This window comes from Crocosphaera chwakensis CCY0110 (assembly GCF_000169335.1).
Classification (GTDB): domain Bacteria; phylum Cyanobacteriota; class Cyanobacteriia; order Cyanobacteriales; family Microcystaceae; genus Crocosphaera; species Crocosphaera chwakensis.
In genome coordinates, this window is sequence record NZ_AAXW01000005.1 from 107,712 (window position 1) to 133,605 (window position 25,894).

23 protein-coding genes are annotated in these 25,894 nt (G+C 36.8%); 10 read left to right on the forward strand and 13 right to left on the reverse strand.

Annotated features, from left to right (window positions below; translation table 11 throughout):
* Positions 1-75: 75 nt before the first annotated feature.
* From CY0110_RS04990 to CY0110_RS05000, 3 genes are all read right to left on the reverse strand, one after another.
* A complete protein-coding gene (locus CY0110_RS04990; protein ID WP_008274222.1) occupies positions 76-1,284 on the reverse strand; it encodes a class I SAM-dependent methyltransferase in 1,209 nt (402 codons plus the stop codon).
* Between the two features lie 42 nt (positions 1,285-1,326).
* Entirely contained in the window at positions 1,327-2,328 is a 1,002-nt protein-coding gene (locus CY0110_RS04995; RefSeq protein WP_008274223.1) for a glycosyltransferase family 2 protein, read from the reverse strand.
* Positions 2,329-2,410: 82 nt separating this feature from the next.
* Positions 2,411-3,286, reverse strand: coding sequence for an FkbM family methyltransferase (locus CY0110_RS05000; protein ID WP_008274224.1), 876 nt, complete (start codon positions 3,284-3,286; stop codon positions 2,411-2,413).
* A 241-nt stretch (positions 3,287-3,527) separates the two neighbouring features.
* Between CY0110_RS05000 and CY0110_RS05005 the strand changes: the two genes are divergently transcribed.
* The 3 genes from CY0110_RS05005 (at position 3,528) to CY0110_RS05015 (ending at position 8,263) form a co-directional block, all read left to right on the forward strand.
* Positions 3,528-5,297: a hypothetical protein gene (locus CY0110_RS05005; RefSeq protein WP_008274225.1), complete on the forward strand. Its 1,770-nt coding sequence runs from the start codon at positions 3,528-3,530 to the stop codon at positions 5,295-5,297.
* Between the two features lie 13 nt (positions 5,298-5,310).
* Positions 5,311-7,458 (forward strand): 6-pyruvoyl-tetrahydropterin synthase-related protein, encoded by a 2,148-nt coding sequence (locus CY0110_RS05010; protein ID WP_035798532.1) that lies wholly within the window; start codon positions 5,311-5,313, stop codon positions 7,456-7,458.
* Positions 7,459-7,534: 76 nt separating this feature from the next.
* Positions 7,535-8,263, forward strand: coding sequence for a WecB/TagA/CpsF family glycosyltransferase (locus CY0110_RS05015; RefSeq protein ID WP_008274227.1), 729 nt, complete (start codon positions 7,535-7,537; stop codon positions 8,261-8,263).
* Here CY0110_RS05015 and CY0110_RS05020 read toward each other — a convergent pair.
* A complete protein-coding gene (locus CY0110_RS05020) occupies positions 8,260-9,108 on the reverse strand; it encodes a DUF928 domain-containing protein (protein ID WP_008274228.1) in 849 nt (282 codons plus the stop codon). The genes CY0110_RS05015 and CY0110_RS05020 overlap by 4 nt on opposite strands.
* A 273-nt stretch (positions 9,109-9,381) precedes the next feature.
* On the opposite strand from CY0110_RS05020, the gene CY0110_RS05025 reads away from it, so the two are divergent.
* Positions 9,382-12,003 (forward strand): EAL domain-containing protein, encoded by a 2,622-nt coding sequence (locus CY0110_RS05025; RefSeq protein ID WP_008274229.1) that lies wholly within the window; start codon positions 9,382-9,384, stop codon positions 12,001-12,003.
* Positions 11,996-12,544 carry a pentapeptide repeat-containing protein gene (locus CY0110_RS27880; protein ID WP_008274230.1) on the forward strand — a complete coding sequence of 183 codons (549 nt, stop codon included), beginning with the start codon at positions 11,996-11,998 and terminating at the stop codon, positions 12,542-12,544. The genes CY0110_RS05025 and CY0110_RS27880 overlap by 8 nt, the downstream gene beginning before the upstream one ends.
* A 111-nt stretch (positions 12,545-12,655) precedes the next feature.
* On the opposite strand, the gene moeB is transcribed toward CY0110_RS27880, so the two are convergent.
* From moeB to CY0110_RS05045, 3 genes are all read right to left on the reverse strand, one after another.
* Positions 12,656-13,828: a molybdopterin-synthase adenylyltransferase MoeB gene (gene moeB, locus CY0110_RS05035; protein WP_008274231.1), complete on the reverse strand. Its 1,173-nt coding sequence runs from the start codon at positions 13,826-13,828 to the stop codon at positions 12,656-12,658.
* Positions 13,829-14,093: 265 nt separating this feature from the next.
* Positions 14,094-14,654 carry a DUF2808 domain-containing protein gene (locus tag CY0110_RS05040; RefSeq protein ID WP_035798571.1) on the reverse strand — a complete coding sequence of 187 codons (561 nt, stop codon included), beginning with the start codon at positions 14,652-14,654 and terminating at the stop codon, positions 14,094-14,096.
* Between the two features lie 106 nt (positions 14,655-14,760).
* Positions 14,761-15,777, reverse strand: a complete 1,017-nt coding sequence (locus CY0110_RS05045) for a cysteine hydrolase family protein (RefSeq protein WP_008274233.1) — start codon at positions 15,775-15,777, stop codon at positions 14,761-14,763.
* Between the two features lie 117 nt (positions 15,778-15,894).
* On the opposite strand from CY0110_RS05045, the gene CY0110_RS05050 reads away from it, so the two are divergent.
* The gene (locus tag CY0110_RS05050; RefSeq protein WP_008274234.1) at positions 15,895-16,449 is read left to right on the forward strand and encodes a Uma2 family endonuclease; all 555 of its coding nucleotides are present in this window, start codon (positions 15,895-15,897) and stop codon (positions 16,447-16,449) included.
* On the opposite strand, the gene CY0110_RS05055 is transcribed toward CY0110_RS05050, so the two are convergent.
* Positions 16,446-16,760, reverse strand: a complete 315-nt coding sequence (locus CY0110_RS05055) for a DUF3593 domain-containing protein (protein ID WP_008274235.1) — start codon at positions 16,758-16,760, stop codon at positions 16,446-16,448. The genes CY0110_RS05050 and CY0110_RS05055 overlap by 4 nt on opposite strands.
* 59 nt (positions 16,761-16,819) lie before the next feature.
* On the opposite strand from CY0110_RS05055, the gene CY0110_RS29830 reads away from it, so the two are divergent.
* Together CY0110_RS29830 and CY0110_RS05060 are read left to right on the forward strand one after the other, a co-directional pair.
* Entirely contained in the window at positions 16,820-16,981 is a 162-nt protein-coding gene (locus tag CY0110_RS29830; RefSeq protein WP_157464534.1) for a hypothetical protein, read from the forward strand.
* Positions 16,982-17,063: 82 nt separating this feature from the next.
* Positions 17,064-17,465, forward strand: coding sequence for a fasciclin domain-containing protein (locus tag CY0110_RS05060; RefSeq protein ID WP_008274236.1), 402 nt, complete (start codon positions 17,064-17,066; stop codon positions 17,463-17,465).
* Between the two features lie 14 nt (positions 17,466-17,479).
* Here the strand turns inward: CY0110_RS05060 and CY0110_RS05065 are convergent, their stop codons facing one another.
* From CY0110_RS05065 to CY0110_RS05085, 5 genes are all read right to left on the reverse strand, one after another.
* Positions 17,480-17,803, reverse strand: a complete 324-nt coding sequence (locus tag CY0110_RS05065) for a Mo-dependent nitrogenase C-terminal domain-containing protein (RefSeq protein ID WP_008274238.1) — start codon at positions 17,801-17,803, stop codon at positions 17,480-17,482.
* A 386-nt stretch (positions 17,804-18,189) separates the two neighbouring features.
* A complete protein-coding gene (locus tag CY0110_RS05070) occupies positions 18,190-19,080 on the reverse strand; it encodes a DMT family transporter (protein ID WP_008274240.1) in 891 nt (296 codons plus the stop codon).
* 18 nt (positions 19,081-19,098) lie between these two features.
* Positions 19,099-20,181 carry a class I SAM-dependent methyltransferase gene (locus tag CY0110_RS05075; RefSeq protein ID WP_008274241.1) on the reverse strand — a complete coding sequence of 361 codons (1,083 nt, stop codon included), beginning with the start codon at positions 20,179-20,181 and terminating at the stop codon, positions 19,099-19,101.
* A gap of 222 nt (positions 20,182-20,403) precedes the next feature.
* Positions 20,404-21,405, reverse strand: coding sequence for a radical SAM protein (locus CY0110_RS05080; RefSeq protein WP_008274242.1), 1,002 nt, complete (start codon positions 21,403-21,405; stop codon positions 20,404-20,406).
* Positions 21,406-21,578: 173 nt separating this feature from the next.
* Complete coding sequence (locus CY0110_RS05085; RefSeq protein WP_008274243.1) at positions 21,579-22,343, reverse strand: hypothetical protein; 765 nt, start codon at positions 22,341-22,343, stop codon at positions 21,579-21,581.
* A 179-nt stretch (positions 22,344-22,522) separates the two neighbouring features.
* On the opposite strand from CY0110_RS05085, the gene CY0110_RS05090 reads away from it, so the two are divergent.
* Positions 22,523-23,986 carry a coproporphyrinogen-III oxidase family protein gene (locus CY0110_RS05090; RefSeq protein ID WP_008274244.1) on the forward strand — a complete coding sequence of 488 codons (1,464 nt, stop codon included), beginning with the start codon at positions 22,523-22,525 and terminating at the stop codon, positions 23,984-23,986.
* Positions 23,987-24,185: 199 nt separating this feature from the next.
* Positions 24,186-25,802, forward strand: a complete 1,617-nt coding sequence (locus tag CY0110_RS05095; protein WP_071943767.1) for an efflux RND transporter periplasmic adaptor subunit — start codon at positions 24,186-24,188, stop codon at positions 25,800-25,802.
* Positions 25,803-25,894 lie beyond the last annotated feature (92 nt).

Below are 25,894 nucleotides of genomic sequence, written 5' to 3' on the forward strand. Positions count from 1 at the left end.
TAGAGCGAATTGTTTTGTGTAATTTTTTAAGGACAATTATTCAATTGCCCTAATATTCTTGATAATAAAATAAGTTTAAATATCTTCAGGATTAACAGGAAAATAGAACTCAATTCCTTTATCGATTAAATGTTGATTATTAGCTAAAATTTCTTTTTTGAAGTTCCAAGCTAATACATAATAAATGTCAGGAAGTTCGGTTAATTCTTTTTCAATGATAATAGGAATGTGCATTCCTGGTGAATAAAGTCCCCGTCTCAGTTCATTTTTTTCTACTAAATAATCAAGGTATTGTGTTCCTACACCGAAATAATTTAACATGGTATTACCCTTAACCGGCGCTCCAAAACCCCAAACGGTTTTACCCTCTTTTTTCGCTTTATCTAAGTAAGCTAAATTATCAGCTTTCATCTGTTCAATACGCTTCGCAAAGTCTAAATAAGTCGAGAATTCATTACTATTTTCATTTACTTCTGCTTGACGCATTTTTTGTAAGCGATCGCTTGGTTTTTTCTGTCCTTGATGGGTAACAAAACCGATAATTGATCCCCCATGAATGGGAGATAAATAAGCATCAAACATGGATAAACCATGACGATTCAATAATACTTCAATGGTGTTTAAATTATAATATAAAAGATGTTCATGATAGATTTGATCAAAGGCTAAATTATCGACAATTCGTTTCATATAAAGGAATTGAACCACAAAAACTCCGTTGTCTGTTAACGCTTCTCTGATCCCTTCAGTAACGGAATGTAACTCTTCTAAATGAAAAAACACCCCGGCTGCATTGATAGCGTTAAACTTGCGATCAAGGCGTTTTACAACCTCTAAATTAAAGAAATCATTAACTGTAGGAACCCCTGCATCTTCAGCTATTTTTGCGGTGGTTTTTGATGATTCTACCCCTAAAACATCATAACCTAATGCTTGAAAATGTTTCAGTTGTGTTCCATCATTAGACCCAATATCTAAAACAGATTTATTCGGAGTATCTTTAAAGAAACGATCATCTACTTCATGAGCAACATTTTTAAAGTGTTCACTTAAGGATTTTGTTACTCCAGAAAGGTAGGTATGATCCCCAAACATGATCTCTTTTTTCACAGTATAATCTAACTGAACCGTTCCACAATCATGACAGTATAAAACTCGCAAAGGATAAAAAGGTTCTTTACCTACTTCTTCAGGTTTCAAGAAGTTATTACACCAGGGTTGATGTCCTAAATCAATGGCTAATTCTAAATTAGTAGAATCACAAACACGACAAATATTATCCAAGGTTAATTTTCCCTCCTAGTTAATAATCAATAGCTTTAATTATTAAATCATTTCGTTGCCATTTTCTCCAGCATAGGTAACTTGTTTAACTCGATCAACACAACCATTTTGCTGATGTGATCCGAAACCTAACTTTTCCCTGACTAAATAAAGGGGACGACGTTTATCTTCACGGTAAATACGGCCAATATATTCACCAATGACTCCTAAAAAGATCAATTGAATGCCACCAATAAATAGAATAGCAATAAAAGAAATCGTCCAACCCGGAACCCAACTCATGGTAAAAAGTCGCACAAATAAAGCATAAATAATGCCAATGATAGATAAAGCAACGGTGAATAAACCAGCCCAAATAGCGACTCTTAAAGGAACCAAAGAAAAGGATAAAATACCATCAGCAGCAAAACGAATCATTTTAAAGAGAGGATACTTACTAACTCCAGCTAAACGCGGACTCCGTTGATAGGGAACAGCAACTTGACGAAACCCCACCCAACTTACCATTCCTCGTAAAAAGCGATCGCGTTCAGGCATCATTTTTAATGCTTCTACCACCCGACGATCCATTAAACGAAAGTCTCCCGTATCGAGGGGAATAGAGACATCAGATAAACGATTCATAATGCGATAAAATGCTTTAGCACTCCACAGTTTAAAAGGGGTTTCTCCCTGTCTGTCAGTCCGAACTCCATAAGCTACGTCATACCCCTCATACCAACGGTTGACCATCTCTTTAATCACTTCTGGAGGATCTTGTAAGTCTGCATCAATTAAAACAATAGCATCCCCACTGACATGATCGAGTCCGGCAGTTACGGCCATTTGATGGCCAAAGTTACGAGATAATAACACCACTTTAACCTGTTGCTCCTTTTGCTGTAATTGTCGTAGCTGGTTAGCGGTTTCATCTTGACTCCCATCATCAACATAAATAAGTTCATATTGGGGGGTTATTCCTTCTAAAACTGAGACTAAACGATTATGAGTTATCTGGATAACCTCTTGTTCGTTATAACAGGGTACAATAATTGAAATTAACACCGTTCATATCCTCTTGGGTTTTTTAAGAAACTGTACAGTCAACAACTTATCGTTTCAAAAATCATTAACCTATTCTATCTTGTTACATTTTTTCGGGGGGAATAGCATAGAGGGTATGTTCTTCCGTTGTTAACCGATAACCAAGAGATTGTAAAAAGGGTTCGATTTCAACTAGGGAAGATTTTCCCGTTTTAACATCAGCATGAATATCAATACACAGATAGGGTAAATATTTTTCTAGTGTTTGTTTAGACCCCTGTAAAGCATAAAATTCAAAGCCTTCTATATCCATTTTAATCGCTGATGGTTTTATAGAATTTTTGGTTACATATTCATCTAAAGTTATCACAGAGACTTGATAAGTTGTAAACTTTTTATATTCATCAATATTATTATCCGAGGCTAAGGTTGAGGTATCTGAAGCCCAGGTTGAGTCGTTATCTTGGCTATATTCAATAAATTCAGCAACGCCAGATTTATCAGAAATAGCCTGAGAGACTAAAGTAATATTGGAAATATGATTTAAACTGATAATTTTTTGTAAAGTGTCTTGGGTATTTTTTGCTGGTTCAAAGGCATAAATATGACCTTTTTTTCCCACTGCTTTAGCTAACGGAAAACTAATGACTCCAAAAGCTGCTCCGATATCTAGCACTGTATCTCCATAGTTTATATGAGAACATAGCCACTGGGCGCAATGATTTTCAATAGAAAAATTAAGCTTTTGTTCTGCATCAGGAAAAACACAATGTTGATAAACTTGCAAGGGTTCGATAGGGGCTAAAAGTTCAACCCCATTAACCCGACATTCGACAATACTTCCTGGTTTAATTTGATTGAGAAGTTCTTTAATTAACTCTCGTTTTTGATCTTTTAAAACTTGATCAAGGGCTGCTAAAATATCAATAATGCCTAAGACTCTACGTAGTTTATTAATTAAATAATCCTTAATTGCCATAGTTTAATTAGTTTGCCTATCTTAAAGAGATTAAGCTAAATGCTTTATTATACGACTATTTTACCTATCTTGTAAGTTCCTCAGATTAATAATAAATATACACGACTGTTCCCTGTTCGCTATTTCCTATTCCTATTGCCTTGAATCAAGTGTGAGGTCATTTTTTTGACAAAATAGCCAACTTATGGTAAACCTAATCACTAGCGTTTAAGGGAGAATAATCCTGGTTGATGGGAACTTTATGGGGCTTAAATATCTTCGTTTTGAACGATTTCCTAAGCAATTCTTGTTTATATTTTTGGTAATTATTTATTATATTATTGGGTTTTGTTTAATAAATAAAACGTCTATAACTTCAGATGAATCTGCTTATATTGGTGCTGCTTATGCTTATACTCAAGGATTAGGATTAAATCAAGAACATCCTCTCTTTTTTAAGTTAATTAATTCTCTAATTATTAGTGTATTTTTTCCTGATTATAATCTTGAAGTTCCTACCATTAATATTATTAGTGGAGAAGAGAGTATTGAGGCGCGTTTAGCAGCTTTTAATTTAGGTTACAATCTCTTGATGGAGAATGCTAAAAATTTTCATCAATTATTATTTAGTTTACGTTTACCCTATTTAATTTTTAATAGTTTTATTTTTGTTTGGTTCTATCTATATACTTTTATCTTTAAAAAAATCCCTTCTCAAATTTCTTTAGTATTTGCTATCTTATATACTTTTTCTCCTAGCTTTTATAGTCACAGTTTTTTAATTGCTTTTGATGTCAGTGTTAGTATTTATGCTTTATTATCTGTGCTAACTTTGATAATAATTTATGACACAGTTATTAACTCTAATAATTTGCTAGCATTTCACTTTCTAGTTTTTACTATTTGTCTATTTATAGCACTTAATGCAAAATTTAGTAACTTAATTCTACTTCCCATTACTCTAGGAACGTATATCTTTATTGCTATATTTTTATTCAAAAAAAAGAAAACACAAAGATTAATACAGTTTTCTTTATTCGGTGTTTTTAGTTTACTTATTCAAGCTTTATTAATTAGTTTAATGTATCGTTGGGCATTTGGAAATTTACCAAATCAGTCTCTAATTGACAATTTGTGGGCTTACATTGATGGTATAAAAATGAATTTGAGTACAGCAGGAGGAATTAGAGAACCCTTTTGGAATGGGCAATTTGTCTCAATGACTTCTTTAGGCTATTTAACTAAAATATTTTGGTTTAAAGAAAATCCTGGTCTATTTATAGTCGGATTATTTTTAGTGTCAATTTTAATTTATAAAATTAGTTTTCAGAAGATAGTAAGTAAAGATTACATTAATAAACAAACCTTACCTTTAATTATTTTAGGGAGTGCTTATCCTCTTATTTATTTTTGGTTAACGAAAGATAGTCGCTTCATTATTGGTTATCGATATTTTTATCCTATTATATTATTTATTTACTTATTAATTGCTAGTTTAACAGTCATTTTGAAACATAAATGGCAAAAATACGTCTTACTAGGAGTATTAAACCTGTATGTCTATCTAGGGATTTTAGGAATTAATCAATCTTTGAGTTATGTTAACCCACTTTGGACTCAAGAAAAATGGAAATTAGCCGATGATTCAACGATTAACTGGGGACAAGAAACCGAACATGGAGTAAAATACTTGCTAAGCCGTAACCTCTTACCAAAAGATAATAACAATGTCATTACTTATCAGCTTTTTGGCGTTAATATGGGGTTCGTGCAATATCTTGACTTATTGAGTAAAATACAAGACTATCCTATCAATATTGAATCCTATTATGCTCCCCCTAGATTTAATCCAGAAAGTGAAGTGATTTCCCAACTTCCTTATCAATATCTGCTTATTGATAGTACCGTAAAACAAAAAATTTATGCCCAAAAAGAAACTAATCCTATTGCTGCCAAAAATTGGAAACTTTTAATTAATAACCAACCCATTTATTCTCGAAACGATACTATTTTTATTTATAAACTTAGTTAATTTTTTTTGATTTATGAACTTAAAAAACATTATAAAATCTGTTCATCAATGGCTATACAAGCATCGTATTTCTCTAGGGATTTTGTTGTTATATAGCTTGATTGCCATTTCATTAATGGCACCCATGGCCTCATCAAAAATAATTAATGGAAACTTTAATGATACGGCTTCTCATGTTGGTTATATCGCCCAAGCAAGAACCGCTATTATTGAAGGACAATTTCCCTTAAGAGTTGCCCCAATTGAAGATAATAGCTGGCGTTATCCAGGGTTTCAATTTTATAGTCAACTGCCCTATTTTATCGGAGGATGGTTTTATAAATTAGTCACCCCAACTAATCCTTACGAAGCCTATAAATTAGTTATTATACTAGCTTTAACCCTTGGAGCATTTTATATTTATCGTTTAAGCTTTCAACTCACACAATCCCGTATTGCTGCGGTATTAGCTGGCATTGCTTATATGTCGGCTCCTTATTTTTTAAATAATATTCATGCTAGAGGAGCCTTTACCGAAGCCATTGCTCAAGGGATTTTACCAATTGTTTTATACTACGTCATTCAATGTTATTTAACAGGGAAAAGGCGTTATCTTATTATCAGTGCCATTAGCTGGTTTTGTTTAGCCGTTACTCATATTATTACCTTTGTTTATGGCACTTTATTTATTGCACTTTTAGCGTTAATTGTTGTTATTCAAACAAGGAAAACTGACTTTACTTTTTCTCGTTTACTTCCTCCTCTCCAAAGTTACGGTTTAGGATGGTTACTCGGATTTTATTTCCTAGCTCCCGTTGTCTTTATTTCTCCCTATCTTTCCATTCGTAAACAAATCGATGTTATCAATCCTTTTCATACGAATACCTATACTCCCCTTGCTAACTTACTGTCTCCGACTTCTTTACCCCCTGAACCCTCAGAAACTGGTTTAGCTGCTACCTATGGCTTACATCCAGCAGTAGGCTGGATTTTATTAGCTGCGTGGGGTGTGGTTATGTACTATAACTATGTATCCCCCCCTTGTGTTCCCCCCAAATTACAACAAACTCGCCCCTATATGTTGGGGTTATTGTGGGTGTTTGGGGTTGCCTTGTTTTTAACCTGGAGTCCCATTGATATTTGGAGTATTTTACCCCGTAAACTGTGGGTAACTCAGTTTACCTTCCGTTTTCTCACCCATGTTATGTGGGCCGGGGCTTTATTGACTGCCTATGCTACGGTGTTAATATTTCGCAGACGACTCGATCGCCGTCATTTAATTATTGGTATCCTAGTGATTGTTTTAGCCAGTCGTCCTTGGCTTCCGGCACCTAAAGGAACCCTAACCGTCGATAAATTACTCGAAGAACCTTTATTTCGGTATTCTGGAGCTTTAGACTATCTTTATCGTCCCCCCATCAGAACTCTATACGGTAAAGCAGAATTACCCTTATTGCATCCTGACTGGATTCCTGGATATAGTACCTGGAATACCTTCGTGAATCATCCTTTAATCTTAGACGCAGAATTACGTTATCCTGCTTGGGAAGAAGGAGAAAAACCGGTACTTTTGATTGAAGGAGAAGTTCCCTTAGACAATATTGTTGATACTGCCACCTTAGAAGTTCATTTTGATGAGCAAGTTATTGGTTCTTTTCCTTTAGTTTCCCGTGAATTAACCGAAATAGTGCCGTTTCCGCCCCTCCCTGAATCTAGTAATGATTTTGGTCTAAAATTCGTTGTCCAAGGAGGGACTCGTGATGGTCAACCCTTAAATATTCGAGTCAAAAAACTCTCTTTAGACGGAATGTTACCCAAACATACCTTAATTCCGGTCACAGAAACAGAAGATAACTGTCAGCAACAAGGAGTGACTACGGTGTGTAAGATTACTGTCACAGAAGAAGCTAATATAGTCCAGTTACCCGTATTGTATTATCCCGATATGTTGAAAGTTCGGGTTAATGGAAAAACCTCTAAAAGACCTTTTGCTGTTCATTATCGAGACTATAATCTAACTGGGTTAGACCTTGAACCAGGAACCTATGATATTCATGCTACTTTTCATGGGTTAGGATGGGCGAACTGGATTAGTGGTTTAGCCTGGTTAGGATTAATTAGTATGATGATTTTGCCTAACTTTGTCCGTTCTAAGGATAAAGGAGACAGAAGGCAATGGTAACAGTAAGAAAATATATATCATTTCTCTCACTATCCCTGCTTCTGCGCTCCCTGCTCCCTCTCTGAAAGATATCGCCATGCTCACCTCCCCTAAAACTTATTCTGTTCTTGGTTTACCCATTCACTTATCGGATAACTATACCGATTGGTTACTGCAATGTCTTGAGAAGGGTCAAGGGGTTCATGTGGTGACCCTAAACGCAGAAATGGCTATGTTAGCTGAAAAAGATCCCTTAGTGGCTCAAATCATTAATGAAGCGGATTTAGTCATTCCCGATGGGGCAGGTGTGGTTATCTATTTGAAAATGAGAGGACAACAACAGCAACGTTGTCCAGGTATTGAATTAGCCCAGTCTTTGATTGAAGCGTTAGGAACCAATGGCAAAAGTAATGTGATTGGCTTTTATGGAGGGAAACCAGGGGTCACAGAAGCGGCCGCAACTCAATGGCGTGCTAAACTACCTGACGCTCAGATTATTACCGCTCATGGTTATTTGTCCCCAGAGGAACAGGAAACCTGGAAAGATAACATAAAAGCCCAACAACCTAGCTTAATTTTGGTGGGGTTAGGGGTTCCTCGTCAAGAAGTTTGGATTCGTGAAAATAGAAAATTATGTCCCCGAGCCATTTGGGTAGGGGTTGGGGGAAGTTTTGATATTTGGTCAGGAACAAAAAGTCGCGCCCCTGGGTGGTTACGGAATAATAATCTAGAATGGTTATATCGACTGTATCAAGAGCCTTGGCGTTGGCGACGAATGTTAGTGCTACCGCAATTTTTTGTCAAATCCCTTTTCTCTGCTCATTAACGGCTTAAGCTCAGCATTTCAGTCTCTAATAAGGGTTTTTGCCCAATGGTAGAATCTAATTCAACGGATTCGAGTAACTCTCCTAGTTTTTGAGCCAGTTGAGTATTTTGGGGCTGCGATCGCTTCATGTTAGCTAGGGTATCTAATCGTTCGTGCCACAAATCATAGGATTGATACAGTTTGAATCTATCTTCTAGAGATGCTGTTTCAATTTCTTCAGCAAGGTTAGATTCGAGGGTAACGGGTTGTAGTAATCCTTCGACCACTACATCATCAGCGCGATCGCCTTGATTGCAAATTACTGACAAATACCAATGATAGGTATTTTCACCATTAGGGGATGAGACACGAGGACCATTTGGCAATTTTAAGCTCATAATTCCTGCTTGTCCCTTCCCTGAAAATGTTTGTTTTTTTACTAATTCATCCTGAGGACCCCGTAGCACAAATTCGATTTCTGTGTTAGCTGTAATCGCAGGAACGGAAAAGTATAAGGTAGGGGAAGTGGATGTGGTTTTGCTTTGGAGATTTGCGGGGATCAAGGCCACCAGTTCTTGAGGATTGAAGTTACACTGATTCTGATCATTACGACTGGCTGCAGGTTTCCGTCTTCGGGGAGCTTGAGCTACCTCCTCATCTTCTGTATTTTGAGGGGTTTGGGGTCTACGACTGGCTCCACCTTTACGGCGATCGGGAACGCTATTGGCGATAGAGTCTTCTGATTGAGTCGTGTTATTAGCATCAGTTGTGGTTTGAGTAGACCCTATACTGGTAAATGACAGTACAATGACGGAGGCTAGGGTTGTTATCCCTGTGGTTGTTTTAACGGGTTTCTTGTCGAACATAATTTCAATGTCCTGGTCAATTCCTATAATTAATTAAAATTTCCTAAGTAATTGCAGTTTAAAATTTATGCTTTATGATTTAGATACAATAATTCACGTAATGGATCTCACTCTATCTTAGCCTCTGTTGTTGTTTCCTGTCTAGTTTTTCAACCTCATTGTGATTGTCATCACAATATTTTTTAGATTAATCTCATTAATTCTATTCAAATAAGAAAGTAAGACTAAGCCAAACTATCTTATCTTTTTGTTTACTCATTCATCGAAACTGTAGTGATCACTAAGTTACATCAAGTAATTCGTTCTTTTCTCGTTGATAAGAGTAACGAGAAAGCTTCTCAAGGAACTAAAAATATTTCTATTAACTCTAGTAAAAATTATCGAAGACAATTACGCAAAATTTGGATATTTACTCTCCCTTCTATTTTTCTATCGAGTATTTTAGCAACTGGGGTGATCATTGGTCTAAGACAAACTGGCTATTTACAATTTTTAGAATTAGTTGCTTATGATCAAATGCTGAGACTTAGATCTGTCAATACTTCTGATTCTCGTTTGTTAGTTGTTGAGGTAAATGAAGAAGACATTAAACAACAAAAACAATGGCCGTTATCTGACGAAGTGATAGCTAAAGCTTTAGATCAATTACAACGTTATGATCCTAAATTAATTGCTCTTGATATTTATCGTGATATTCCTCATCCCCCAGGAACTGAAAGTTTAAAAAAAGCTCTAGAAAAAGATAATATTGTTGTGGTTAAACAACTACCAATGGGTGATGAGCCTGGGGTGAATGCCCCGAAAAATATACCTAAAAATCGAGTCGGGTTTAGCGATTTACCCATCGATCTTGATAATGTGGTTCGTCGAAGTTTGCTGTATATTGAATCGCCTTCGGGAAAAATTAAAGAATATTCTTTCGCTTTACAAACTGTTTTAAATTATTTGAGGAATGAGGGAAATTCATCCTTTCAAGTTAGCCCCAATTTTTTACAAATTAATTCTCAAAAATTTCCTAGACTTCAATATAACGCTGGTGGATATGTGTTACCTGAATCAGAAGCATCAGGATGGCAAAATTTAATCAAATACCGTTCAAAAAAAATATCAGAAACCATCTCTTTAACTGACGTTTTACAAGGTGATTTGGAGCAAAAATTAATAGAGAATAAAATTGTTTTAATTGGGGTAACAGCCCACAGTGGAAAAGATACATTTCCCACGCCTTATAGCGCGAAAGAAACAGAAAATTTTGAAATGGCCGGGGTTGAAATTCATGGACAAATTATTAGTGAATTGTTAGGAACGATTTTAGAAGGAAAAAAAACTTTTTGGTTTTTGCCCGAAGGAGTAGAGTGGGTATGGATTGGGTTATGGTCTTTGTTAGGAGGAGTGGTAGTTTGGCGATCGCAGCGTCTTTGGATTTTAGGAGGGAATGTCATAATTGTTGTAGCAGTATTATGGGGACTCTGTTTCTTCTTATTTACCCAATCGGGTTGGGTTCCTTTTATTCCTCCCTTACTGGCTTTTTTACTCTCAGGAACCTCTGTTTTAGCTTATAAAACCGTTTATAAAACCTATCACGATCCCTTGACAGGACTAGCTAATCGAAGGTCTCTAGAACGCAAATTACAACAACTCAATTATAAAAGTATTAACCAACAACCAGAATTAGTGGCGGTTATATTTATTGATGTCGATCGCTTTAAAAGTATTAATGATGGTTTAGGCCATCAAGCAGGTGATTATTTATTAATCGCTATGTCTCAACTTCTGCAAGAACACCTTAATTCTTCGGAACCTTTGGGAAGAGTGGGAGGAGATGAATTTGCTATCTGGTTAAAACCGGTTAAAGATAAACAAGAAGTGGTTCGCTTTGCAAAAAAATTACAACAAGCATTAAGTCAACCCCTATTTTGGCAAGGACATGAAATTTATATTACCGTGACGGTAGGAATATCTTTTGAGGAAACAGGAGACAACTTTCACGGGCCAGAGTTACTTCGCTATGCTGATATTGCTATGCACAGGGCCAAGGAACTTAATTCGAGTCGTCCTCAAATCTTTGAACCGGGAATGGATACCCAAGCGATACAACGTTGGCATTTAGAAACAGATTTACGTTTGGGATTACAGCAAAAGGAGTTTCAATTATATTATCAACCGATCATTTCTTTAAAAACAGGTAGAATTGCCGGCTTTGAAGCCTTGGTTCGTTGGAATTCTAAAACCAGAGGATTTGTCTCTCCGGGAGCTTTTATTCCTGTGGCAGAAGAAACAGGCTTAATCGTTCGTCTAGGAGAATGGATATTAACCGAAGCTTGTCGTCAGATTCGAGAGTGGCATGAGCGGTTTCCTCGTAACCCTGCTTTAATCATGAGTGTTAATCTGTCCGGTCGTCAATTTTCTGAACCGAATCTGGTTAAACAAATAAAAACCATTCTAGATTCAGCAGGGATTGAAGGCGATCGCTTAAAATTAGAAATTACCGAAAGTATGATGATGAATAATGTAGAAGAAGCCATTACTCTTCTCAATGGTTTAAAAGAGTTAGGATTACGGTTAAGTATTGATGATTTTGGTACTGGCTATTCTTCTTTGAGTTATTTACATCGTTTTCCTGTAGATACCCTCAAAGTGGATAAATCTTTTGTGGAACGGATGGAAGACGTAAAAGATAGTGATAAATACATTTCAATTGTACAAACCATTATCTCTTTGGGTCACAATTTGAATTTAGATGTAATTGCTGAAGGGATTGAAACGGAAGGACAAATGAAGGTTTTAGAATTCCTTGACTGTGAATATGGACAGGGTTACTTATTTTCTCGTCCCCTTTCGAGTGAGAATGCAGAAGCGTTATTAGCTAAAGAAAATTATTTGAATTATGGCTGAGATTACGAAAGAAGAATTGTTGGCTCGATATGCTGCGGGTGAAAGGGATTTCAGTGGGTTAGATTTCAGTGGAATAATTTTCGGAAGATGTGTTTTGAATAGTTGCAATTTCCGAGGAGCTAATTTTAGTGGTGCTAACTTTTCCAATTGGACTCACATTATGTACTGCGATTTTCGGGATACTATTTTTAGAGGAGCTAATTTGAGCTATTGTTCTTTCAGTGGTTCTAATTTTAGTGGTGCTGATATGCGCGAAGTTGATTTCACTAATGGTGAAGGTATTGGTGTGATCTTTGAAAATACCAATCTCCGAGGAATCAAAGGAAGTTTTGTTACTGAAGGAACTTTGTATATTCGTAACTGTATTGGTGAAAAAGGGGAAATTATTAATCGATTTGGTAAATACATTGTTATAAAAGAATTAGAAAATAGGTATGTTGATGAGTGGAATGGAATTCCAATGGATCAGATTCGTCCAGTTGGATTGAACAACACTAAGCTGAGCAATGTTAATATCGATGACGATATTATTTCTTTCTAAATCAGCTAACATAGTAGAAGATAGAGATAAAGTGTCAAAAAAACTGATAACAAAAAACCCACTTCTAAAACAGTAGAAGCAGGTTAATCATGACGGGAACAAATCTAAGTTTTAGTATTGGGGAACATTTGGGTCAACCTCTTGACTCCAAGCGGTAATACCCCCTTTAACATTAGTTCCTTCTATTCCCGCGTCTTGCAGAATTTTTAACGCTTTGGCTGATCGCCCTCCCATTTTACAATGAGCAATAACACGGTGATCTTTGGCTAATTCTTTAACTTTCTCAACCCCTGAACCTTGTTCTATATCAGGTAAGGGAACCAAAACAGAACCAGGAATACGGGCAATTTCATATTCATTAACGTTACGGACATCAATTAATACAAACGCATCAGCCCCATGATCCATTAATTCTTTGAGATCGGTGACGCTAATTTCAGGAATGGCTGCTTTTTCTTCTGTTTCGGCTGCTTGAGCTTGGGGAATGCCACAAAACTGCTCATAATCAACCAATTGCTCAATAACAGGCCGTTCTGGGTTGGGTCGTAGCTTCAATTCGCGAAAGCTCATATCCCAGGCATTGTACAATAATAAACGGCCACTGAGGGTGTTTTTCGCCCCTAAAATGATTTTAATGGTTTCAGTCGCTTGAATGGTACCAATGATGCCAGGTAATACCCCTAAAACGCCTCCTTCTGCACAGGAGGGAACCATTCCGGGTGGGGGAGGTTCAGGATATAAATCACGGTAGTTAGGGCCCCCTTCATAGTTAAATACGGTTGCTTGGCCTTCAAAGCGGAAAATTGACCCATAAACGTTGGGTTTATTCAACAAGACGCAAGCATCATTCGTGAGGTAACGAGTGGGGAAGTTATCGGTTCCGTCTACGATCACGTCGTAAGGTTCCATGATCTTGAGAGCATTCTCAGAAGAAAGACGGGTTTCGTATAAATCTACCTGACAAGCAGGGTTTATCTCTAAGATGCGGTCTTTTGCGGATTGAATCTTAGGTTTACCTACCCAAGACGTGCCATGAATAATCTGACGTTGTAAGTTGGAACTGTCAACAATATCAAAATCAACAATGCCAATTCGTCCAATACCAGCAGCAGCAAGATAAAGTAAAAGGGGAGATCCTAAACCCCCAGTTCCGATACAGAGAACACTGGCAGATTTTAACCGTTTTTGACCGTCTAGCCCCACTTCTGGCAAGATAATGTGGCGAGAGTATCTTTCAATCTCTTCTTTATTGAGTTCTATTGCTTCTAAATTAGGGTTTAGCATAGGCGTTGTCATTAATTGACCTAATTAAACGCACGATTTTTTGAGGGGCGTGGATCATCATTTTAGCAGATTTCACTAAACGCTAACAAATTCGGTCTGTTCTATTAACACCTTAAGCCGAGGCATCAACTCTTCTTATAATTTTTCTATTGTTTTAAAAGAATAATTAACAATTGGTTCATTAGAGCGATCGCAGGGGATGATTCAAAAGAAACGGGGAATCGGGAACAGATTTTAATCATCAACCCCTAACCCCGAATTCATATTAAGTACGAGAAAAAGAGACGATCCAAGTTCCTACATAAACCCGTAAAGGAATTTGTCCTGAGGTTAAAACATCACCAATAAAATAATAAGTGCCAGAACTGGGGTTTTTGACGTTGGAAAAGACAATTTCTGCTGAATTCCCGGCTTCTAGGGGTTCTTCCAAATCGATTTCTACGACACGACTCTCTTTATCCCAGTAAACTTCTCTTAGGGGAAGAGATTCGCCGTCAACTCGTACTTCTACAGAGTTGGTGTTAAATTTACCATCAAATTCAGGATCTTTGAGGTAAGAGACAAAAAACTTACTGACTCCTTGGGTTAATTTCTTCTTGGAAATACGCAGTCTCATGCGTTCCCCCAAAAATTTGGGTCGTCCATTAAAATCTAGTTTATAGTCTAAGATGTCGCTACGTTCTTCAACACCACTAAAAATAACTAATCCTGAATTACCATTAGCAAGAGACAAAGTTTGCACACCAGCTAATAAGCATCCTGATAAAGCTAACGTCGCCATAAAGCGTTTAGATAGTCCTGTCGCTAAGCTTTTGAATTTATTCATAATTAACTCTGTTTTAGAATCACTCGTTTTTAAGATAGAGTAATCATAGTTCACTCCTGTTGTTTAGCATAACAAATGATTGCAGTTATCAGTGAACAGTTAACAGTTACCAGTTATCCATATCATCGGTGGAGTTAACTCGGTGCATTCCAGCCTCAGAAAAGCGTTGAAAGGCTGCGTCTGCTTTATCGGTAAAGTCAATAACATCAGGAACTACCACAGGGGAAGTACAATCTTCTAATAAATAAACTTTTTTAGCTAAGTTTGGGTCTTTTTGTTGAATTTCCGTGAGTAAATCTTCAACTGTCCAAGCTACACAATGACTTTTCGCTTGACCGGCAATAATAATCTTATCAAAAGACAGTATTTTGTTGAAAAATTTAGTATTTTTTTGCGCTATTTTTTCCCCTTGATGATCTTCTACCACTTCAGGACTAAAAACTGAATAATTCTCTGTTAAAGGATTACCCCCTTTTAACTCAAATTGAGTTTGACTATTGCGAACCATATTATGAAAAAATAAGGCTTCTTCGACAGCAGAAACTAACGCATGACCGATTCCTCCTAACATAGAATGATAAGGCCAAATAGTTAAAGGATATTTACTATCTTCTGTCACTTTTTTAACGTAATGTAGGGCATAGTTTTCTAATTTCTCAGCAGAAATGTTTAAAATATTAGCAATATTTTTGTTAACTTTCCATCGTCCTTGTTTCACTTCTTCGTAGGAAATCATCGTAATACCAGCTTCAGGATGATTCCCTTTTTCATCTACCCAAAAAATAGGGTGAAAAATTTGCATCGCTGTATGAGTATCCATTGTTGGTGCAATGGTAGTTATTTGTCCCAAATTTTTATAAATAAATTCACACAAACGAATGTTATCTTCTACTGCACCATTTCCTGATTCTCCTGCAACAAATAATTCAAAATCAGGTAAACAAAAAGTATTTTGTACATCAATTAATAGTAATACAATTTTAGTTTTATCTTCTGTTGATGATGCTATTTTATATTTTTCTTTCCATTCTCTAGCTTCCTTAGTCCTTTGTAGATAGGGAACTCGCCAAAACTCATTAACTTTTTTGGCTTCAAAAAAGGATGGAATGGGTAATTGATTCATAATTTCAAATATTTTATTAATCTCTAATAATTTTTATGGTAACAGATGGATAGAAAAGATAAAAATCAGATAAACTTGAATCAGTTACTTTTAAATAATTAATCATAATCTAGTCTCATGACAGGAATGACTTATAAATGGACAATTGAACACTATCATCGAGCGATCGCAGCAGGATGTTTTGAGGATCAAGGGGTAGAGTTATTAAAAGGAGAAATTATAGTCATGACACCCGAAAGAGAAAGTCATGATTACTATAATTCAGAATGTGCTGATTATTTAAAAGATTTACTGAAAAATCGTGCTAAAATTCGAGATGCTAAACCCATTACTTTACCTAATAATTCTGAAGCTTCTCCAGACATTGCTGTTGTTAAACCCTTGGGAAAAGAATATTTAAAACATCATCCCTATCCCGATAATATTTATTGGTTAATTGAGTTTTCTAAAGCAACGTTACGAAAAGATTTAACTGAGAAAAAAATGATTTATGCAGAAGCAGAAATTAAAGAATATTGGATACTTGATTTAAACAATAATCAATTAAAAATTTTTAAGAACTTAAAACAGGGAAATTATACAACAGAATTAACCTTAACGGAGGGTAATATTAGTCTTTTAGCTTTTCTGGATCAAGTTATTCCTGTACATAAAATTATTAGTATTAATTAATCACTCACGTCACTTTTTTCTTGTTTCTTTCGATATTCTACAATTCCTTGACGAAACCCTAAAGCAACTAAAATATTAGACAAAGTTAAAAAAGATTCTGCGCTACCGTGTAACCAATCAATATTAGCTAATGCTTCCCCATATTCCATTTTGGCATAAATTCCAGCAGGAATTGTTACTGCCACAAAAACTAACAAAACATAAAACCCAATTAACGCTAAACGGGGGGTTTCTTGGGAACGAGTGAGAAACCATAAAAATCCTAAATAGGGAAATAAAGAAATAGCAAAAAGATTATCTTTAGAAAACATCTAAAAGGTAACAATAGAGAACAATTTTTAGTTTATCATATTTCCATTATATTTAACTGTTGATCCAGCTTTTTATCGCTGCGATCGCAAATGCACCAACAGGGTTATCTAATGATTTTTCTAATGCAGCGAGTCCCCCTTCTTTTGCAGCAGTAATGAGTTTATATTTTAAGGTAGGATTATTCTCTTATATGCTTTCTGGTTTCCATTCTCTTAACTAAAATATTGCACCTGGTTATATTTTTTATTTTACCATTGTAGTTTATAATCAATTAAAACAATCGTAAAAGTAATCTTAAAAATATGCCTGATATTGTTGACATTGCTGTAAATACAGAAGGATTTGAAACCTTAGTCACTGCAGTAAAAACAGCTAACTTAGTCGATGCTTTAAAAGGAGAAGGTCCTTTTACCGTTTTTGCACCCAATGATGCTGCATTTTCTAAACTTCCCCCAGGAACGATTCAAACCTTAGTTCAAAATGTCCCTCAACTAGCACGTATTTTAACTTATCATGTGGTTCCAGGTAAACTAATGAAAGCAGATTTAGCTAAAGTTAATTCTGTTATTTCTCTAGAAGGTTCTCCCATTTCCATTGATTGTTCGGATGGTTTTGAAGTTAAAAATGCCACCGTACTTGCTGCTGATATTGAAGCAGATAATGGAGTAATTCATGTCATTGATAATGTTATTTTAATGGGATAATTTGCCTAACATAACTAACAATAACAACGAACATCTTGACCACATTCATCCGCTAAATAACATAACGCACGGAATCTTAAAGCTACAACCTCTTCATAGAAGGGGTTGAGTTTGCATAATGGGGGAATATGAGCAATTTTCCGACCAAAGAGATAAATATCCTGTTCAAAAGGACATTGTACTGGAATCAGACGACACAAGAAATGTGCAGTAGACTCATTTTTTATTTCTACATTATCCAGATATTGACGGAGTGGTTGTAAGTAATCTTTAGCTTTACTTTGGTTAAACCCAATTTTAGCGGTATTGACTTCTTGATTATTTGGAAAACAGACCATAATGACCTCTTGATTAATTTCTATACTCCTAGTTTAACGATAAGTTTTACAGATAACAAGTGTTTTTATATATAACTTTTTTTTATAAATGATAAGCTCAACTTACCTGAGCAGAGGATTTTTTAGGAACAGACAAGAATGACAGCACTTTGCGACTTAATGGGTAAAGCTTTTATCCCGCTACACGAAAGGCAAAAGTAAGTGGGGACTAGATTTCGCAACTTGGGGATGTCCTAACTATAATGCGTAGTGCTATATTTTGAATAATTTTTTGCGTTGACTTTCTCGCTCTAATTGACGAAATTAGCGATCGCACTATCAATTTTGATAAGATATTATTTAGACAACTATAATTTAGGTCATAAGAAAAATATAATAATCCGTCTTCAAGCCACTATGTTTACTTTGATTAAAAGAATAATTCCCACCATAGTTAAAATTGTACCTATCACTGCTTTAAGCGTAATCTTTTCATGAAGAAAAATAGCAGCTAGAAGTAAGACAAAGATGGGATCAGTAGTATTTAGAGTATTGGCAATAGAAACATCCACGTATTTGATCGATACCAAAGATAACCAAAATCCTCCAAAGGTAATGAAACCAACAGACAGCAATAAATGACCCACTAACTTAACATCCCGCAATGGAACCATCCAACCTCCTAACTGCTGGGTTGTTATCCCTAAAAAGAAGATTCCCAGAGTGCCAGATACCATACGAATGAAAGTAGCTTGAATAGCAGAAATTGACGCTAATGCTTCTTTTGCAATAATAATTGACACTGACATACACAAAACGGATAGTAATCCCAAAATAATCCCCCTTAAACTTGATCTTTGTTGTTCTTCAGTCAATTTAGCTTGCAGAACAACTGCAATACCAGAGATTACAAAAATAATGCCTATCCAAGTGGTGAGATTATGCCTTTCTCCCAAAAAAATTACCGCCAAAAGGATAGTGAAAACTTCTCCGAGAGTTGACAATACCACTAAAGCGTGAGCTCCTAAATCTTGCAAAGCAGCAAAAAAAAAGGTATCACCCACAGAAATTCCTAACAAACCGCTCAAAATCAGCAACAATAATGACTGTCGTTCAACCTCCTCATATGGAGTCAAAACGAAAATGACTGCTAGAAGAATTGCGCTGAGAGTACCTTTAGCTAAGGTTAATCCCAGAGGGGAAATTTGTTCCCCTAAACGTTTGAACAAAATTGCTCCAATGGCCCAAGAAGCTGCTGAACCGAGAGCAGCAGCAATTCCAATTACCTTAAAATCCATGCCTTTTTTCCCTGGGATTTATCCTAATTGAAAAACTAAAATATATCGTTGGGGAATGAAAGCATATTGATCGATCAAACGAAAACCATAATATTTAAGTTGACTAATAATCAACTCTTTGGCAATGTAAGGCCCGTGATACGGAAGAGTTTGATCTTCGACAATACCATTATCAACAATAATCAATCTACCGTCTTTTTTGAGGGCTTGTTTCATACTTTCAACAAAACGATCTTTTACCGGTTCAAGAGACGTTGAGTAAATAATATGGTACAGAGAACACATATAAATCAAATCCATTTCCTCAGGTGGAAGCTTGGCATTATCTGTAGTATTGTTGACCAACTCGATATTATTTACCCCATATTTTTCGCTAACCCCCTTGATATAATTGAGATGATTTTCCACTGTATCTACAGCAAAAACCTTTCCTTTCGGACCTACTAATTTAGAGAATTTAAAACTGTAGTATCCAGGACCACTACCAATGTCAGCAATAGTATCCCCCGGTTCGATTTTTAAAGAGTCTAACATCTTGCTCGTTTTTTCCCATTCTTCTCTTCTAGGGTTATTGAAAAGGATGAAATCTTCTAAAAATCTCTCTCGCTCAATGGCTGCTTTTGATCCTTCATCTTCTAACTCACCCACTCCATATTTCCGTTTGAGATATTCTTTGAGACTGGCAAAATTGTCTTCAGCAAAAAAATTAAAGAATTCTGCAACTAACGGCTCTTCTAAAAACGCTTCTTGCTGTTGAGGAGATGCTAGTAGATATTCTCCGAACCACTGTATTGCAGTATATTCTCCCCCGAAATTTTCGTTAGGGATAATTTTCTCATAGGTTAAAACTGCTTCTTTAGCAGACTCTAAATTGTTGTTTTCGAGAGCATCAAGCATCAATTTAGCAGCTGCGATTCCTGCTGCTGTTTTATCAAAAGAATCGATACTACCTAAGTGAACCAAAGACACCCTAGAGGTAACTTTGATCCAATCTTCTTCTGGAGCTTGTGGCTCTTCACGTCCACTAGCTTTCCTAGTAAAAAGCAATAGTAAAGGAGTTAATAGAAATAAGGCCACTCTTCGACTCAATCGAGATGTCATTTTTGTTGAGATTGTGTTCATTCTTGCTAACTCAATCGTTTTATTTTCTTTCTAGAGGAAACAGATGAAAATGTGGAGACTCAAAATTATTGCTTTTTGCAAAAAATTGGTTAGGGGAACAATCTGAAACTGTTAAAGACGATTAATACTGGCTGGATGGTTTTCAAAGCATTATATCTATAGTTGCAGAACAACTTATTTTCCCAGATAAGCTTAAGGAACTTATGATAAAACTTTGAGCCGTAATCCTGCTCGTTCGATAGTGTTTAGAGCATGGTCTAAACTGACAATAAAACGTTTTTTAGAATAGATAGAATACTTTTCACGATATTCTGGAGGTGTAAAGTTGATAGTCATCACATTGGCTCCCGCATTTAAACCCATCAGTTGACCGTCTGGCTGAATTTTCTCTAGGGCGCTGACTGTAGGAATAAGGGGTGTTTTCAAGGCAATGCGATAAATGGCCATCGTGTTCAAAGTGTAATCCAAATTTCCGCAACCAATATTTTCTAATGGTGTATCTTGGTTAGGAATAAAAGGGGAACTACTGACAAAATTGGGTTGAATTTCTAGGGCGAGACGAATATCCTCAACTAAGTGGTCTAGAGTTTGTCCCCGTAAACCAACAATATTACCCGTACCTACTTCAAATCCAGCTTCTTGTAGCCAACGCAGACACTGTAATCTTCTCTCAAGGGGAGTGTGGATGATGTCTCGGTGCAGTTCAGGATTAGAAACTTCAAACTTGAGAATATAAGAATCAGCCCCTAGTTGAGCAAATCTTTGGTAAACGTTTTGAGGTCTTTCTCCCATGCACAAAAGAACTGGAAAATTATAGCGACGCTTAATTTCAGGGATTACCTCTTCTACAACAGAATCACTTTGAGGATCTTGGCCTGCTTGTAAGAAGAGAATGGATATATCCATTTGGGCAATTTGATCAGCAATCTCAAGAATTTCTTCTGCAGCCATTCTATATCGATTGAGCTTCGGATTAGCTGCACGCATCGCACAGTAATCACAGTTTTTCTGACAGTAGTTAGAAATTTCGATGACTCCTCGCAGTAGGACTTCATCGACACCTGCTTGCTGACGGACTTCCCTTGCTTGACGGAATAAATCTTGTTGTAATTCTCCTTGTGCTTGAATTAGTTCTTTTAATTCCGATTTACTAAGGTTGGGAATATCTAGGGGTTTTTGAATGGGTACTTGTATCATGGTCATTTTTTTTTATTGGTTTAACTACATTATCGTCTTAGTTGACTTGACTAATTATGTTTTAATATTATATTAATAATTTTTAAAATTGTCTCTAAAGTTCCAAAAAATAGGGGTGACTAAATCACCCCTTTAACTGTTGAGAAAACAGTTAACTTAGATTTTTTTTGACAATTAATTTAGAAGTTACACTGAGCATCAGCAATTTCAAAGCTTTCTCCTTCAAGTTTTTCTAAGGTTGCTTGCTGTTCATTGGTGAGAATTGTTTGGCTTTGTTGTTGATAGGTTTTTAAAATAGGCTCAATGGAGTTACGGTTTGTGTTGACAGGGTGGCAAACTTCCTCATCTCGAATTTGCGAAGATGCTGTATTGGTGTCAGGAGGCGTAAAATAACGACCAATATTCTTTTGTGTTTCTTGTTGTAAATCTTGCAGGTTTTCTTGCTGTTCAGGGGTCAACTGGATGGGACTGGACAAGGTTGAACTTGTAAAATCTTGCTTAATCGAAACCAAATTTTCTGGGGGAGATTCAGGAGTCCAACCATTAACTTGTAAGAGAATTTCTCGAAAACGCTCCAATTGCTTAGGTTGTAAGATAGTGGCTATCTGTTGTTTAGTTTGCTCTATTTGTCTTTTGATGTCTTCTTGTGAATTTCTTCCTCTACGAAACTCAGATAGTTGTTGTTGAACTTGAGTCCTGACTCTCTCGATCTTTTGGATTTGATCCTTAGTCAACTTTAATTCTTGCTGAACCTCCTTATTTTGTAATAATTGAAGCGGATCAGAGGCAGGACGCATAGCACCAGGGAGGTCTCTCATAATCTGAGGGCCAGGAAAGTTGGGTTGTTGAGGATTCTGAGACAAACTTGGTAACCCCCACAGGCTAATTAATACAGAAGCTAAACTAAGTTTAAGAATCTTAATTGAATTACTGAGGTGACTCATCGGTAGTTTTCCTCATGGTTTAATTTAGGATAGACTGAAGAAGTTCAGCCTATTTTCAATATACTATGATTGCTGATGCAATTCTGTACATTTGTTTAAATTAAATAAAATTACATAAATCTTACATAAATGTTGCCATACAATATAATTGATTAAATTTAGTAAGGAATATTTATGAAATGCAAACCTTTATCCCGAATTTAACCAACAAACAATCCCTAGATAGAAAAACCTTAATTGAAAAATCCCGTCAAAGGGTTCAAGACTTGTACCGTCTTCAAGAAGCAGGACTGATCTGCAAGAGTGGGGACTTCTTTCCTTCAGTTCACTATCCCCCGATCACCATGTATCATCCCATCACGGAAGAGCAACTTTTTGCGGATTACACCACTCCGACTGATGGATTATTAGATATCTATGTCCATATCCCTTTTTGTGAGAAAAAATGCGTTTTCTGCCACTATCCCGTGAAATTAGGCGAACAATCTTCAGAAAAAGACCGTTATCTGGATGCTTTAGAAAAAGAAATGGATCTCTATCTCAGACGACTGGGATTAGAGCAAATTAAAGCGCGCTCAATTCTTGTCGGGGGAGGAACACCAACTTTTCTCACCTTAGATCAGTTACGTCGGTTTTTAGACTCTTTTGTTACCAGGGTTGATGTATCGACTTGCACCCAATTTAATTATGATGTTGATCCCGTGACCTTAATTGGACCAGAGGGAGAAGAGCGGTTGCGTATCATGCGTGATTACGGTGTTGATCGTTTAACTATCGGTATTCAATCCCTGAACGCTGATATTCTTAAGATGATGAACCGTCATCACGGCGTAGAAGAAGCCCTTCTCTCCATCGAGAACGCCAAGAAATTTGGCTATCAAGTAGATATCGAATTCATTTTTGGCTATCCAGGAGAGACCTTAGATAACTGGATTGATGTTGTAGAGCAAGCGGTTTCCTTAGGGGTCGAAGAAATCCAACTTTATCGACTCAAAGTCGAAGCTTATGGAGACTATCAAGCCAAAATCAAAGCTGTTAAAGAAAGAGGATTACAAGCTTTCCCCAGTGTTGAAGAAAGCATCATGATGAAACAAATCGCCATCGATATCCTCAACGCTAATGGTTACCATGAAAACCTCAGACGGGTGTACACCAAGGAACGGAAATACTATTCCCACTATGCGGATAACCAGTGTTGCGGATTATTAGATCAGGTTGGTTTCGGTTTAACCGCCTTTAGTAGCCTTAGAGATAGATTTGTCCTCAATACTCAATCCTTTGAAGACTATTATCAGAAAATTAGCGAAGGAAAACTTCCCTTAAATCGTGGTATAGTCCGAAGTCATGAAGAACAGATGCGCTGGGCGATTATTTTGCCCCTGAAAAATCGCTGTGTTTGGAAAAAATACTATAGCGAAGTAACAGGAGGCGTTTCCCTTGATGAAGTATTCCGTCCCAAAATTGAAGCCCTCAAGTCTTTCGGATTATTGGTTGAAGATGATGAAAAAATTGAATTGACTAAACTCGGTGCTTTCTTTGCCGACGAAGTAGCTCAGCAATTCCATAATCCTGATTGTATTCCTTATGCTCGCGATGCTTACGAAGAAGGCCCGTTGTATCCATACAACAACTGTCAGCCTTAGTCTATTGAATCAAGTTGAAATCCTAATCGCCTCATTTTCCTTATTGATCATGGGTTTAAGACCTATAATCATCCATTCCTCGACCCCTGTGAAGCTTAAAAATTAGCCGATCTAAGCAAATATCAAGTAATTTGTTACTCTGTTGTTCCCTTACCCTTTGTTTGTTAATTAGCTATCGAATTTTAGTCGATAATTTCCGATGAGTTCTCATTCTCCTAACTCAATGCAATACAAGAATCTGCCTAACTCAGAAGATTCTGAATATAGCTCTAGCAAAGATCAGAAAAAGGGCATAAAATCTTTGATAACAAAGCTGATTATCTTGTTGCTGATAATAGGTAGCCTCTATCTTATCTATCGTCAGTTCGCGAGTTCGCGTATTAACCAAAATCAGCGACCCCTACCAGTACGGGCAGAACGAACTAATCTGAAAGTGAGTGTGTCTGCTAATGGCACAGTAGAACCGAAAAAGTTAGTTAATGTTAGTCCTAAAAATGCAGGGATTCTCAGAGAATTATTTATTGAAGAGGGTGATTATGTCAAAAAAGGACAACTAATCGCCAAGATGGATGATTCTAATTTATTGGGACAATTGATTGAATCAGAAGGTAAACTAGCAGAAGCGCAAGCAAATTTGAGAAAGTTAATCAATGGTAATCGTTCTCAAGAAATTGCCCAAGCAGAAGCAAAATTAGAACAATTAGAAGCAAATCTCAAGAAGCTAATCACAGGGAATCGTTCTCAGGAAATTGCTCAAGCACAAGCAAGACTAATTAATGCTCAAGCAACCTTTGAACAAGCAGAAGATGAATTTAAACGTGATGAGATTCTTTTTAAGGAAGGGGCGATTTCTCAACTCACCTTAAATGAACAACGTGCCATCCGCGATAGTGCTAAAGCAGAGGTAACCGAGGCCGAAGAGGAGTTATCGTTAATGAACGAAGGAACCAGACAAGAAGACATAGAGGAAGCTCGTGCCGAGGTTAAAGCACAAACAGAAGCCTTATCCCTATTAGAAGAAGGAACTAGAGAAGAAGAAATTGCTCAAGCCCGTGCCGAGGTTCAATCAACAAAAGGATCACTACAAACCATTAAGACTGAGATTGAAGACACGATGATTCGGGCCCCTTTTAATGGCATCATCTCAAGTAAATATGCCGATCCTGGGGCATTTGTAACACCCATGACCTCAGGAAGTGCCGTTTCTTCAGCTACCTCAACCTCAATTTTATCCCTAGCATCTGAAAATGAAATTTTGACCAATGTATCAGAAAATAATATTGCTAAAATCAAGGTAGGGCAAGCCGTTGGAATCGAAGCAGATGCTTTTCCTGGGATTATTTTTGAGGGAAAAGTCTCACAGATTGCTCCCCAAGCAACCGTACAACAAAATGTCACCAGTTTTGAGGTAAAAGTTGACCTAAGTCAAGAAGCTCAGCAACAGTTGCGTTCAGGAATGAACGTCTCTGTCGAATTTTATATAGACGAATTAAACAATGTTTTAACGGTTCCAACCATTGCAGTGACACGCAAAGATAATACCACTGGGGTTTTTATTGTCGGACTCGATCACGCACCTGAATTTCTTCCTATCGTTATCGGCGCGAGTTCTGATAGTTTGACTGAAGTTAAAAGTGGACTCGATGGCAGCGAACACATTCTAACAGAAGCCCCTCCATCTGATGCACCACCTAAAGCTGGTTTTTCTCTGAGAGACTTATTTAGAGGCGGTTCTAATCAGGGTCCTCCGGGGGGTGGTCCTCCTGGGGGCGGTCCTCCTGGTAGTGGTCCCCCTGGTGGTGGTCCTCCTCAATAAAAAATTGATCGACTTTTTAGCAAGATTATGATCGCCAATAAACAATCCTCTTCCTTCCCGTAAGGTAACAGTAATGCTGTCAGCCAAAAACA

Bases quoted from the DNA above. Each gene is read 5' to 3' on its own strand.
- moeB (WP_008274231.1), bottom strand. From the start codon at position 13,828: ATGCTAAACCCTAATTTAGAAGCAATAGAACTCAATAAAGAAGAGATT.
- CY0110_RS05065 (WP_008274238.1), bottom strand. From the start codon at position 17,803: ATGGTCTGTTTTCCAAATAATCAAGAAGTCAATACCGCTAAAATTGGG.
- CY0110_RS05000 (WP_008274224.1), bottom strand. From the start codon at position 3,286: ATGGCAATTAAGGATTATTTAATTAATAAACTACGTAGAGTCTTAGGC.
- CY0110_RS05015 (WP_008274227.1), top strand. From the start codon at position 7,535: ATGCTCACCTCCCCTAAAACTTATTCTGTTCTTGGTTTACCCATTCAC.
- CY0110_RS05020 (WP_008274228.1), bottom strand. From the start codon at position 9,108: ATGTTCGACAAGAAACCCGTTAAAACAACCACAGGGATAACAACCCTA.
- CY0110_RS05080 (WP_008274242.1), bottom strand. From the start codon at position 21,405: ATGACCATGATACAAGTACCCATTCAAAAACCCCTAGATATTCCCAAC.
- CY0110_RS05060 (WP_008274236.1), top strand. From the start codon at position 17,064: ATGCCTGATATTGTTGACATTGCTGTAAATACAGAAGGATTTGAAACC.
- CY0110_RS05045 (WP_008274233.1), bottom strand. From the start codon at position 15,777: ATGAATCAATTACCCATTCCATCCTTTTTTGAAGCCAAAAAAGTTAAT.
- CY0110_RS05090 (WP_008274244.1), top strand. From the start codon at position 22,523: ATGCAAACCTTTATCCCGAATTTAACCAACAAACAATCCCTAGATAGA.
- CY0110_RS05050 (WP_008274234.1), top strand. From the start codon at position 15,895: ATGACAGGAATGACTTATAAATGGACAATTGAACACTATCATCGAGCG.
- CY0110_RS05070 (WP_008274240.1), bottom strand. From the start codon at position 19,080: ATGGATTTTAAGGTAATTGGAATTGCTGCTGCTCTCGGTTCAGCAGCT.
- CY0110_RS05075 (WP_008274241.1), bottom strand. From the start codon at position 20,181: ATGACATCTCGATTGAGTCGAAGAGTGGCCTTATTTCTATTAACTCCT.
- CY0110_RS05005 (WP_008274225.1), top strand. From the start codon at position 3,528: ATGGGGCTTAAATATCTTCGTTTTGAACGATTTCCTAAGCAATTCTTG.
- CY0110_RS05085 (WP_008274243.1), bottom strand. From the start codon at position 22,343: ATGAGTCACCTCAGTAATTCAATTAAGATTCTTAAACTTAGTTTAGCT.
- CY0110_RS27880 (WP_008274230.1), top strand. From the start codon at position 11,996: ATGGCTGAGATTACGAAAGAAGAATTGTTGGCTCGATATGCTGCGGGT.
- CY0110_RS05010 (WP_035798532.1), top strand. From the start codon at position 5,311: ATGAACTTAAAAAACATTATAAAATCTGTTCATCAATGGCTATACAAG.
- CY0110_RS05055 (WP_008274235.1), bottom strand. From the start codon at position 16,760: ATGTTTTCTAAAGATAATCTTTTTGCTATTTCTTTATTTCCCTATTTA.
- CY0110_RS05095 (WP_071943767.1), top strand. From the start codon at position 24,186: ATGAGTTCTCATTCTCCTAACTCAATGCAATACAAGAATCTGCCTAAC.
- CY0110_RS05040 (WP_035798571.1), bottom strand. From the start codon at position 14,654: ATGAATAAATTCAAAAGCTTAGCGACAGGACTATCTAAACGCTTTATG.